The organism is Christiangramia crocea, from assembly GCF_022410465.1.
GTDB classification, from domain to species: domain Bacteria; phylum Bacteroidota; class Bacteroidia; order Flavobacteriales; family Flavobacteriaceae; genus Christiangramia; species Christiangramia crocea.
Window position 1 is genome coordinate 138,312 of sequence record NZ_JAJSON010000007.1, and the last position, 11,263, is coordinate 149,574.

The 11,263-nt window shown below is 35.4% G+C and carries 12 protein-coding genes; all 12 read right to left on the reverse strand.

Annotated elements, in window-relative coordinates; all coding sequences use genetic code 11:
• Positions 1 to 44 precede the first annotated feature (44 nt).
• The 12 genes from cysD to LU635_RS02280 all read right to left on the reverse strand — a co-directional run bounded on the left by cysD (position 45) and on the right by LU635_RS02280 (position 11,127).
• Positions 45 to 950 (reverse strand): sulfate adenylyltransferase subunit CysD, encoded by a 906-nt coding sequence (cysD, locus tag LU635_RS02225; protein ID WP_240095750.1) that lies wholly within the window; start codon positions 948 to 950, stop codon positions 45 to 47.
• Positions 950 to 1,546 carry an adenylyl-sulfate kinase gene (gene cysC, locus LU635_RS02230; protein ID WP_255749028.1) on the reverse strand — a complete coding sequence of 199 codons (597 nt, stop codon included), beginning with the start codon at positions 1,544 to 1,546 and terminating at the stop codon, positions 950 to 952. Before cysC ends, cysD begins: the two co-directional genes overlap by 1 nt.
• Positions 1,539 to 2,015, reverse strand: a complete 477-nt coding sequence (locus LU635_RS02235) for a DUF2061 domain-containing protein (RefSeq protein WP_255749030.1) — start codon at positions 2,013 to 2,015, stop codon at positions 1,539 to 1,541. Before LU635_RS02235 ends, cysC begins: the two co-directional genes overlap by 8 nt.
• On the reverse strand, positions 2,008 to 2,796 hold the full coding sequence (cysQ, locus tag LU635_RS02240; protein ID WP_240095754.1) for a 3'(2'),5'-bisphosphate nucleotidase CysQ: 789 nt from the start codon (positions 2,794 to 2,796) through the stop codon (positions 2,008 to 2,010). Before cysQ ends, LU635_RS02235 begins: the two co-directional genes overlap by 8 nt.
• Positions 2,797 to 2,806: 10 nt before the next feature.
• Positions 2,807 to 4,201 (reverse strand): nucleotide sugar dehydrogenase, encoded by a 1,395-nt coding sequence (locus LU635_RS02245; protein WP_240095756.1) that lies wholly within the window; start codon positions 4,199 to 4,201, stop codon positions 2,807 to 2,809.
• A gap of 47 nt (positions 4,202 to 4,248) precedes the next feature.
• Positions 4,249 to 5,526: a nucleotide sugar dehydrogenase gene (locus LU635_RS02250; RefSeq protein WP_240095759.1), complete on the reverse strand. Its 1,278-nt coding sequence runs from the start codon at positions 5,524 to 5,526 to the stop codon at positions 4,249 to 4,251.
• On the reverse strand, positions 5,519 to 6,265 hold the full coding sequence (locus LU635_RS02255; protein WP_240095761.1) for a GNAT family N-acetyltransferase: 747 nt from the start codon (positions 6,263 to 6,265) through the stop codon (positions 5,519 to 5,521). The genes LU635_RS02250 and LU635_RS02255 overlap by 8 nt, the downstream gene beginning before the upstream one ends.
• On the reverse strand, positions 6,244 to 7,245 hold the full coding sequence (locus LU635_RS02260) for an SDR family oxidoreductase (protein ID WP_240095762.1): 1,002 nt from the start codon (positions 7,243 to 7,245) through the stop codon (positions 6,244 to 6,246). The genes LU635_RS02255 and LU635_RS02260 overlap by 22 nt, the downstream gene beginning before the upstream one ends.
• 220 nt (positions 7,246 to 7,465) lie before the next feature.
• Positions 7,466 to 8,371 (reverse strand): hypothetical protein, encoded by a 906-nt coding sequence (locus LU635_RS02265; protein ID WP_240095764.1) that lies wholly within the window; start codon positions 8,369 to 8,371, stop codon positions 7,466 to 7,468.
• Entirely contained in the window at positions 8,371 to 9,819 is a 1,449-nt protein-coding gene (locus LU635_RS02270) for an MBOAT family O-acyltransferase (protein WP_240095766.1), read from the reverse strand. The genes LU635_RS02265 and LU635_RS02270 overlap by 1 nt, the downstream gene beginning before the upstream one ends.
• 72 nt (positions 9,820 to 9,891) lie before the next feature.
• Positions 9,892 to 10,746 carry a hypothetical protein gene (locus tag LU635_RS02275; protein ID WP_240095768.1) on the reverse strand — a complete coding sequence of 285 codons (855 nt, stop codon included), beginning with the start codon at positions 10,744 to 10,746 and terminating at the stop codon, positions 9,892 to 9,894.
• Positions 10,747 to 10,749: 3 nt separating this feature from the next.
• Positions 10,750 to 11,127: an MBOAT family O-acyltransferase gene (locus LU635_RS02280; RefSeq protein WP_240095772.1), complete on the reverse strand. Its 378-nt coding sequence runs from the start codon at positions 11,125 to 11,127 to the stop codon at positions 10,750 to 10,752.
• Between the last annotated feature and the right edge of the window lie 136 nt (positions 11,128 to 11,263).

An 11,263-nucleotide genomic window follows, 5' to 3' on the forward strand; every position in this document is an offset into this window, starting at 1 on the left:
TTATTAAATACCTACCAGGCTAAAACTTATAGCTTATAGCTTCATTAAAAATATCCCTGTCTTTTTCGATCCTCCATCGCCGTTTCCGATCTTTTATCATCAGAACGGTCTCCTCTTTCGGTTTTCCTCATCATCGAAACCTCATCCACTATTTTCTCAAGAGTATCTGCGTCAGACTCAATACCACCCGTAATAGTAATATCCCCAAGGGTTCTAAACCTTATCTTCTTCTTTTCAATCTTTTCACCTTCTTCCAGTTTTAAAAACTGAGATACCGGGATCCAGGAATTATTTCTAAAAACCACATCTCTTGTATGAGCAAAATATAAAGATGGAATGTTTATATTCTCGCGTTTAATATAATTCCATACATCCATCTCTGTCCAGTTACTAATGGGAAATGCTCTGAAGTGTTCTCCTTCAAAGTGCTTTCCGTTTAGCAGGTTCCATAATTCCGGACGTTGATTTTTAGGATCCCACTCTCCAAAATCATTTCTATGGGAAAAGAACCTTTCCTTTGCTCTTGCTTTTTCCTCATCCCTTCGTCCTCCCCCTATAGCGCAATCTACTTTATGTTCTTCAATAGCATCCAGAAGTGTGGTGATTTGCAAAGCGTTTCTGGTGGCATTCTTTCCTTTTTCTTCAGCAACCCTTCCATTATCTATGGATTCCTGAACAGACCCCACAATTAATTTAACACCAAGATTATTGATCAAATCATCCCGGAATTTTATCGTTTCAGGAAAATTGTGACCGGTATCCACATGCATTAAAGCAAAAGGTATTTTACTGGGATAATAGGCTTTTTTAGCTAAATGAGTGACCACAATAGAATCTTTCCCTCCGGAAAACAATATCACCGGATTCTCAAACTGAGCCCAAACTTCACGTAAGATGAAAATGGCTTCAGATTCTAATTCATCAAGGTAATTCAGATAATATTTACTCATTACTTAATAATTTCCAATTTGGTTTTTAAAAACGTGACAATTCTGTCAACTGCATCTTCCGCATCTTCCTTATCTGTCCTAACTTCAATATCAGGAGAATCAGGATGTTCATATGGTGCATCTATTCCTGTAAAATTTTTGATCTCTCCAGCTCTTGCTTTTTTATACAAACCTTTAACATCCCTGGCCTCACAAACCTCAAGAGGCGTATTCACAAAAATTTCAATAAAATCATCTTCTCCTATAATCTCTTTAATAAAATCTCTATCGGCCTTTAAGGGAGAAATAAATGAAGCAATTATGATGTTACCTGAATTTACAAAGAGTTTTGCCACTTCTGCTATTCGTCTAAGATTCTCTTTGCGATCTTCCCTTGTAAAACCAAGATTTTTATTCAATCCGCTACGAACATTATCCCCATCCAAAGCAAAAGTATGAACTCCAAGGTCGAACAATCTTTTTTCGACCATATTGGCCAGAGTGGATTTACCAGATCCTGAAAGACCGGTGAACCAAACTACAAATGAGCTATGACCTTTTTGCTTTTTCCGGTCTTCTCTCTGTATATTAAAAGTATGAGGAATTATATTATTCATCACTATAACTTACTTCTTGTGCTTTTTCAAACTTTTTATTCTGCAACTGCTTATTCCTTCTTTTATGCAAACCATAATCAAAATTATACCATGTTCTTTCATGTAAGTAATATAATACCATTTTCGTAATTACTTCAATGAGACCTATTTTGAGTCCAGTGAAAGGATTACCTGATATCCACCACGCCAGCAACATAGTATCCAGAGTCCCCACTATTCTCCAGGTAACCGTCTTTGCTAAATGTCTTTTTCGGCTATCTCCATATTTTGTTACACCCGCTTTGATATTAAACCAGATCCTTTCATGACCATAGTATAAAATCATTTTAGTTATAACTTCGGAAAGACCAATTTTCAAACCGGTATATGGGTTTTCCGTTATGATCCAGGATAGAAGTATAGTGTCCAAGGTACCAACTATCCTCCAGGTAACAGCTTTAGCAATATGTCGTTTGTAAGATCTAGCCAATTGCCGAAACTAAGAAATGACTGTTTAAAAGTTGAGGCCGATTGTATATCATTTCTTCCCCAGTATTTTTATCAACTACGCTAAGACCCACCGAATTACAAATTGCCTGGCCAGCGGCCGTATCCCATTCCATGGTAGGCGCGAAACGAGGGTAGACATCAGCCACTCCTTCTGCTACAAGGCAGAACTTCAGCGAACTTCCCCGGGAGACCACATCAATTTCCTGATTATAATGCTCTTTTAGGGTGGCAATGTACCTTTCGGTATCCTTATTCATATGAGATCGACTCCCCACTACTCTTATTTTCCCGTCAATTTTGCCAGGACCTATTTTTGTGGATTTTGAATGATCAAAATTTTCCGCATCTTTCAGCTTCTGCTTCCAGGCATTCTCTCCGTCACCATAATAAATGATATTTTTAGCCGGAACAAATATCACTCCTAATAATGGCAAAGAATCCTCTATTAATGCGATATTCACAGTGAACTCCCCATTTCTCTTTATAAACTCTTTTGTGCCATCCAGGGGATCTACTATCCAGCAGAGGTCCCAAGCCTTTCGTTCCTCATAATCCAATTGTCTGTTTTCTTCACTAATAATTGGTATTCCCGTAGAATTAAGATATTGGTTAATAACAGAATTTGATCTAATATCCGCTACTGTTAAAGGAGAATCATCTTCTTTTTGTTCAATATTAAAATCAGCTGAATTATACACCTCCATTATCTCCCCTCCTGCCACGATAGAGGCCCTAATAGCTGTCACCAATCTCTTATCCATATATCCCTTTTTACGATCCAATTGCATAAAATTCAAAACCAATTTTTTCTTTGATTTTTCTTTCAAGTAACCTGCGACCATCAAAGAGAAAAGCAGGTTTTAGCATATCATTATATATCTTTTCCCAGTTTAAGGTTTTAAATTCGTCCCACTCCGTAAGAACCAAAATGGCATGGGCATCTTTTCCAGCCGTGTAAGAATTATTTGCCACAGTAACACACCTTCTGTTTTCTTCACAAGGCCTTGAATTCAAATAATCAAGATCTGCATATATTTGTTCTGCCTTTACCTTTGGATCGTAAATCACAATTTCTGCCTGCTCATTCAAAAGGTAATCTGCAACATAAATAGCAGCAGATTCGCGTGTATCATTAGTATCTTTTTTGAATGCCCAACCTAAGAAAGCTATCTTCTTACCGGAAACAGTATTGAATAAAGTTTTAACAACATTAGCAGCGAACCTTCTTTTCTGATGATCGTTAATAATAATCACCTGCTCCCAGTAATCTGCTACCTCGTTTAGTCCAAAAGATTTAGCTATATAGACCAGATTCAATATATCCTTCTGAAAGCAGGAACCTCCAAAGCCAACTGATGCTTTAAGGAATTTAGGCCCAATCCGGGAATCCATTCCTACCGCTTTAGCTACCTCATTAACATCTGCTCCTGTCTTTTCACAGAGTTCAGACATCGCATTAATACTGGATACCCTTTGAGCAAGAAAAGCATTTGCAGTAAGCTTGGAAAGTTCAGACGACCACACACTTGTGGTTAAAATCCTCGATTTGTCCACCCAGTGCGCATACACGTCCACAAGAGCCTGCATAGCCTCCTTTCCCTGAGGGGATTCAACATCACCTCCAATTAACACTCTGTCAGGATTAAGTAGGTCTTCAACAGCAGTACCTTCAGCAAGAAATTCAGGATTAGAAAGTATCTGATAATTCACTCCATTGCCTGTATTATCAAGAATATTTTTCAGGGCTTCAGCGGTCCTTACAGGCAGGGTTGATTTCTCCACCACAATTTTATCGCTTTTTGACACCCTGGCTATCTGCCTTGCACACAATTCAATATACTTAAGGTCAGCAGCCATCCCCTTACCTATTCCATAAGTCTTGGTTGGAGTGTTCACAGAAATAAAGACCATATCGGCCTTGTCGATTGCCGAATCAATATCTGTAGAAAAAAACAGATTCCTATCTCTAGTCTCAGCTATTACCTTTGATAATCCCGGTTCATAGACTGGAATATTTTCTACATCCTTATCATTCCAGGCTTCTATCCTTTTTTCATTTATATCTACAACCGTAACATTTATTTCAGGACATTTCTGAGCAATTACTGCCATAGTAGGTCCTCCAACATAACCGGCTCCAATACAACAAATATTCTTTATTTTCATTTATAAGCTATTAGCTTAAAGCCTTCAGCTCTAAGTGATATTAAATATTATAATTTTCTATCGCATTTATTGCCTAGCACTCCTTTTACATCATAAATTACGGTCTGACCATTCTTTAATTTATCAAAATCCAGATTTAGGAACTGTTTGTGTGCAACCGCTAATACAACCGCATCAAATTTTTTCTCAGGAAGTACCTTAACCGTTTTCAGGTTATATTCATGCTCCACCTCCTCTGGATTAGCCAAAGGATCAAAAATAGTTACATTGGTTCCATATTCCCTCAGGTTCTTAATAACATCCACAACCTTTGTATTTCTTACATCCGGACAGTTTTCCTTAAAGGTAATACCCAGGATTAAAATCTCCGCTCCTTTCACTTTCTGATCATTTTGAAGCATCAACTTAACTACTTCACTTGCGACATACTGCCCCATACTGTCATTCATTCTTCGCCCGGCAAGTATAATCTCAGGATGATACCCGATCTCCTGAGCCTTCTGTGCTAGGTAATAAGGATCCACCCCTATGCAATGCCCTCCTACCAGCCCCGGCCTGAACGGAAGGAAATTCCATTTGGTGCCTGCAGCCTCAAGAACCGCCTGGGTGTCAATATTCATCATATTGAATATCTTCGCCAGTTCATTAACGAAAGCAATATTGATATCCCTTTGTGAATTTTCAATTACCTTGGCTGCTTCCGCTACCTTTATATTAGGAGCCAGATGAGTGCCTGCAGTAATTATTGATGCATATAACTCATTAACTTTTTCTCCAACATCAGGAGTAGAACCTGCTGTCACTTTAAGAATTTTCTCCACCGTATGCTCTTTATCGCCAGGATTTATTCTTTCAGGCGAATATCCAACAAAGAAGTCTTCATTAAATACCAGACCGCTTATTCTTTCAAGAACAGGTACACATTCATCTTCTGTCACACCAGGATAAACAGTGGACTCATAAATTACAATATCTCCTTTTTTTAACAGCTTCCCTACCGATTCACTGCTCTTATAAAGAGGAGTAAGATCTGGCCGATTATTTTTATCTACAGGAGTAGGAACCGTAATAATATAATAATTACAGTCTTTTATATCTTCAAAATCAGCTGAACAATACAATCCGTTTTCCGAATCGGGTTTAGTCTTGAGAACCGATCTCAGCAGAGCATCTTCAACTTCCAGTGTAGAGTCTACTCCCCTCATCAGTTCTTTAACTCTGGCCTGATTAATATCAAAACCAACAACGCTATATTTTGTTGCGAATAATCTTGCAAGAGGTAATCCAACATATCCAAGACCTATTATAGCTATTTTCTTATTCATCTATCTTGTTTTTCCAAAAATGATACACATATTCTATTTTCTCTCTTTGAGATCCATGTCTTTTATAAACAGAAAGCGCCTTTTTATTGTTCAATAAAGTAGCCCCTGAAATTTCAGTAAAACCGAGATCCAGAAAAATTCTTTCTGCAGCTGAAAGTAACATAAAAGCTATCCCCCTTCCTTCAAAATCAGGATGTACCGCCAGGAGAACCACATGAGGTTTTTCCCTGTCTGTTCTTAAACTCACGAAGCCAACAATCCGTTCCTCAATTTTATACACTAATACATGGGAGGCCATTTCTCCACTTACAGATTTTTCAATCCATCTGCTAAACAATTTCTTATATAAATCGGGAGAAAAATTTGGATCGGTATTAAACCTGGTTTGCTGTCCGGCCATCAATGCCAATTCAAGCAGATCTGAACTTGGCTCAGATTCATTATATTCGCTAATATTAGGGTGAATCTTCGAATCTAAACTTAAATCTTTAGTTAGTAGAATTCTTTTTTCTACCAGCTTGATTTGATAGAACTTTTGAATTTGAATTTCCTTCAAAAATTCATCGGTCATATAATAAGCTAAATCTACCTCAGCCTCTTTTAGTGAAGCTAAAATTTCATTTAAAGATTTCACCTCCAGAATATTTCTTTTAAGTTGAGCTACCCTTAGGTCAAAGAATTTAGAGTCCCGGTCTAATATTTGAAAATCTTCAGCCACTAATTTTTTAAATTCTCCCAATACCAATCAATTGCTTCTTTTATTCCATCTTCAATGTTATGAGATGGCTTGTAATCCATTAATTTTTCAGCTTTTTCCACTGAAGCGAGGGAATGTGGTATATCTCCCGGACGATTAGGACCATGAATCACGTCCACATTTGCAATTTCAGGATCATATTCTGAAAGATACTTTTTCAACAATTGCGTAAGTTCTACCAGGTTGGTTCGGTCTCCAACTGCAGTATTATAAACTTCATTAACGGCTTCCGGGTTATCAGTTATCATAGCCAGTAAATTCATCTGGATCACATTATCAATATAAGTAAAATCCCTTGAATAAGTGCCGTCACCATTTATTACCGGACTTTCATGCTTCATAAACTGCATCACGAACTTAGGAATCACTGCGGCGTAAGCGCCCTCGGGATCCTGCTTTCTTCCAAAAACATTAAAATATCGGAGACCGATAGTATCCAAACCATATGACTGATGGAATATATCAGCATATAATTCATTCACATATTTAGTGATCGCATATGGGGAAAGAGGTTTTCCTATCTCATCTTCAACTTTTGGAAGCTTTTCTGAGTCCCCGTAGGTTGACGAGCTGGCAGCATAAATAAACCTTTTAACACCTACGTCCCTTGCGGCAACTAACATATTTAAGAAGCCGGAAACATTCACTTCATTACTGGTAATTGGATCATTGATAGACCTGGGGACAGACCCCAGCGCTGCTTCATGTAAAACATAGTTTACCCCAGCACAGGCTTTTTTACAGGTTTCAAGATCACGAATATCTCCTTCGATCAGTGTAAAATTTGGATGGTTTATAAAAGCTTCCAAATTATGCCGATGTCCGGTTGCAAAATTATCCAGACAAATTACCTTTGCATCCAGACTAAGTAAAGTTTCGCATAAATTAGAGCCGATAAATCCAGCTCCTCCGGTAACCAGAATTTTATCACCCGCAATTTTCTCCTTTGAAAAATTAATCATGTAGGAATGGGATTTTAACATTTGAACAGCGGCAAAGATAAGACTTCTTAAATAGCCTGTTACTAAAGAAAACTTAAAGCTTGAAAAAGGTTGATATTTTTCCTATAAAGAGAATTTATCTTTTTGAAAATTACTAACGGTTCTCTTATAAACTTAATAAGGTAACATTAAGTATTCCAGAAGTCTAGAAACTAATTCGACCCTGAATTAAAATAACTTATTAATTATTTTCGATTAAAAAAGAATTAACAGCATTTGAAAATTTCTCTGCCCCATTTTCGTTTAAATGATCAGCATCGAAATAATCGCTGGCATTTAAAAAATCTGCCTTCAAAAAATTCTTATAATAAACAAAACCAAACTTATCATCAAATTTTTTTGAGATTTCCAGAGTTTTGTTCAATTGCCTATCAGATAGTCGGGAAGTATATGTGGTGTATCCTGGAGGGGTTATAAGGTATAACTTCCATTGATTTTTTTCAGCCATATCAATTATTTTCTTTAGATAGTTTAATTGATCGGATAACAAATCAAAATTATTGGCTGTATGCCTTTCAGCTGCTTGAACACCAGATTCAATTAATTCATAACGAGAAGCCACTCCACTTTTTTTGCCCCAACCTAATTCATTCACCTGCACATAAGACTCTCCTTTCAAATAATAATTATAAACTCGTATTAAATTTTGAAATCCATTTCTCTTACTTAGTTCCAAGCTATGAAATTCGCCCAATTCATAATATATATTGTAATCCTTTTCCCTCCAGAATTCAATCCCTGTTTCCAGATTTGTAAAAAGGCTAAAATAACTTATCGGTAAAATAATATTTTCCAGATTATCAAGTTCATCTTCAAACTTCACCAAAACCTTATAATCATAATCTATAGATTGTGAGAACATCGCTGCATTATATGCCGGCTGAGGAAGTTTACTTGGGTCAACTCCACGATAAAAATGAGAACTACCTAAAACCAGAGTTTTTAATTTACCAGCATTATTATTTAAATGTGAATATTTAATAGAATAATCATTCGGAATTCTTCGCAACGCAACTTCCAAAACACCCATTAAAAGAAGGATTGGCAGCAAAATCTTAATTACTTTACTTAAAAATAATTTAATCATCAAAATTGAAAGTATATGAATTGTTGTTCTTTTCCTGCGGCAAGAAAAATTATCAAAATAATGGTATAATAGGCAAATACTCGTGTAGTTGGTGATAATTTGAATAAATTATTTTCTAGGGCAAATCGATCTCTTCTTCCCAACCACTCAATGATTAAAAAGATTATTAATATCAATAGAAGATATTTAGCGTATGCAACTCCTTCATAATTAGGAATACGAAACAAAGATTTAGAAAATATTCTCCCTAAATAATTAATCGCGTGGCTAATATTTTCAGCCCTGAAAAACACCCAAGCAATTACGGTTAACCCAAATGTCAAAGTCATCTGGCCTAATTCTTTCAAGTTTGGCAAATAAGAGTTTTGGGCTATTACCCCCATATTCTGCCGGTTATTTTTGGTAAGGAGTAAGGGTAAAAAATATATCGCATTTAATCCTCCCCAGACTATAAAAGTCCAGTTTGCACCGTGCCAGAAACCACTAACTATAAAAATTATAAAAGTATTTCTAATTTTCATCCATATCCCTCCCCGACTTCCACCCAAGGGGATATAGAGATAATCTCTAAACCAGGTAGACAAAGAAATATGCCACCGTCGCCAGAATTCAGCAATATCTCTCGAAAAGTATGGAAATGCAAAATTTTGCATTAAATTAAAACCAAATAACCTTGCAGTTCCAATCGCTATATCTGAATATCCTGAAAAATCTCCATATATCTGAAAAGTAAAGAAAATCGCTCCTAACAACAAGGTACTTCCCGAAAGATCTTCTGAATTATCAAATATGTGATTGGCATATATTGCGCAATTATCTGCAATTACTACTTTTTTAAACAAACCCCATAAAATTTGGCGAAGACCATCAACTCCCTGAGAATATTTAAACTTCCTATTTTTATAAAACTGAGGCAGTAAATTGGTTGCTCTTTCAATGGGACCCGCTACTAATTGAGGAAAAAAACTCACGAAGGCAGCAAAAGAGATAAAATCCTTTGTTGGTTCTAGGCGCTTTTTATATACATCTATCGTATAACTCAATGTTTGAAATGTATAAAAGCTTATACCTACAGGTAGGATGATATCCAAAGAATTGGCATTAAGTTCATATCCGGCAATGCTAAATGCTGATTTAAAGTTATCCAGAAAAAAATTGTAGTATTTAAAAACCCCCAGAAAACCTAAATTTACCAGAATGCTAATCCAAAGTAAAATCTTCCTTTTGGATGGAGAGTTTTTTTTGCCTAAACTAACTCCAATAGTATAGTCCACAAAGGTGCTAAATAAAATTAGGGATAAGAATCTCCAATCCCACCAACCATAAAACCAATAACTCGCTGCAGCAACTAAAAGGTTTTGCCATTTGAGATTCCGGTTAAAAACAAACCAGTATAAGATAAACAAAATCGGTAAAAAAATTGCAAAATCAAGTGAGTTAAAAAGCATTTATAGCACATGTTAAAATAGGTAACTCCTTTATCCTCATATAATTGAATATGCCTATATAGAAAATTTATTTTATTTTGATATATACGTAGCCGATGGTTCTTTTTCTACTAGCTTTTTGCTAATTAAAATTGAAACCTGTTTAGCCCCATAATTATTTAAATGCGTTAAATCATGCATAACTTGCTTATTAGTGTCCAATTTTAAGGTATCTATTCTATTGACTCTAATAATTTGAACAGCATCCATGAAAAATTGATCAGTTTTATTTTTAATAGGAGAATTATTTTCCATCTCATTTAATAAGTCAGAATACGGGAAACTAATTAAATGAATAGTACAATTCTTATTAACCAAATTTTTAATCCCTTTTATATAAATACTCTGCTTCTCTTCAAGATAAGAGGGTTTATTATTATAAATTTCTTTAAAAGATTCAATTGGCTCCTTTATAATACTATCTGAGTACTCATATAGGGAGGTTTTTTCTATAAACAAGTTTTGTGGAGTTATAATATTTTTTTTGATAATTACACTAATATCTGAACTGGTATAATTATTACTTAAAAGAGTATTTAAAGCGGTAATCGAAATAGAGCTCTTATTTCTATCCCTTTTTTTGGGACGTAATTGAGCAGGTTTAGAAATTGCCACCAAAACAGTAGAATTTATTGGGACACGTTCAGCAAAAACAAGGAAATCATATACACCAGCTCCATGTCTTGCCGCCGTATAAATATTTCTTTGTGTATTTTTTCTAAGTTCAATTAAATCAAGTCCTCTATAAGCTTGTGAATCTCCCCAAATAAATATCGCATTTTCAGGATCCTCAGCATTATAATAAGTGTCGAGAGAATAATAATAAAAAAAATAGATCAATGAAAAAGCAATTAAATATTGGAAGAATCTTTTGATAAATAATCTCATTACTTAAAATTGAAAATAAATAAATTCTTGAGTGGTTAATTTACTTCCCGACCATATGATTAATACTCCCAAAATAAAATAAAGAAAGAATCTTAATGTTCTACTATTCAGATGAAATCCTTGTTCCAACGGAAATTGATTCTTCCTTCCAAACCATTCAAGAAAAATAAAAAATGGAAGAAGTAGAAAAAGGCGTTTGGGAACTAATTCCGGAAATGAAAATACGGAAGAATTAATCATGCCTCCTAAATATATAACAGCATGCCTAATATTCTCAGCCCTAAAAAACACCCAGGCAATGACGGTTAAAAAAAAGGTTAAACTCATCTGACCAAACTCTTTTAAGGAAGGCATATATGAATTTTCGGCAATTACTTCCATATTTTGCCTGTTTTTGTTGGTAAGAAGCAAGGGTAAAAAATAAATAGCATTCAAAGCTCCCCATACTATAAAAGTCCAGTTTGCTCCGTGCCAGAAGCCGCTAACTATAAAAATGATAAAAGTATTTCTAACTTTC

What these genes read in the sequence shown, in the direction of transcription:
- cysQ (WP_240095754.1), bottom strand. Translation starts at nt 2,796, where the DNA reads ATGGATAAGAGATTGGTGACAGCTATTAGGGCCTCTATCGTGGCAGGA.
- LU635_RS02270 (WP_240095766.1), bottom strand. Translation starts at nt 9,819, where the DNA reads ATGCTTTTTAACTCACTTGATTTTGCAATTTTTTTACCGATTTTGTTT.
- LU635_RS02265 (WP_240095764.1), bottom strand. Translation starts at nt 8,371, where the DNA reads ATGATTAAATTATTTTTAAGTAAAGTAATTAAGATTTTGCTGCCAATC.
- cysD (WP_240095750.1), bottom strand. Translation starts at nt 950, where the DNA reads ATGAGTAAATATTATCTGAATTACCTTGATGAATTAGAATCTGAAGCC.
- cysC (WP_255749028.1), bottom strand. Translation starts at nt 1,546, where the DNA reads ATGAATAATATAATTCCTCATACTTTTAATATACAGAGAGAAGACCGG.
- LU635_RS02250 (WP_240095759.1), bottom strand. Translation starts at nt 5,526, where the DNA reads ATGAATAAGAAAATAGCTATAATAGGTCTTGGATATGTTGGATTACCT.
- LU635_RS02245 (WP_240095756.1), bottom strand. Translation starts at nt 4,201, where the DNA reads ATGAAAATAAAGAATATTTGTTGTATTGGAGCCGGTTATGTTGGAGGA.
- LU635_RS02275 (WP_240095768.1), bottom strand. Translation starts at nt 10,746, where the DNA reads ATGAGATTATTTATCAAAAGATTCTTCCAATATTTAATTGCTTTTTCA.
- LU635_RS02260 (WP_240095762.1), bottom strand. Translation starts at nt 7,245, where the DNA reads ATGATTAATTTTTCAAAGGAGAAAATTGCGGGTGATAAAATTCTGGTT.
- LU635_RS02280 (WP_240095772.1), bottom strand. Translation starts at nt 11,127, where the DNA reads ATGGAAGTAATTGCCGAAAATTCATATATGCCTTCCTTAAAAGAGTTT.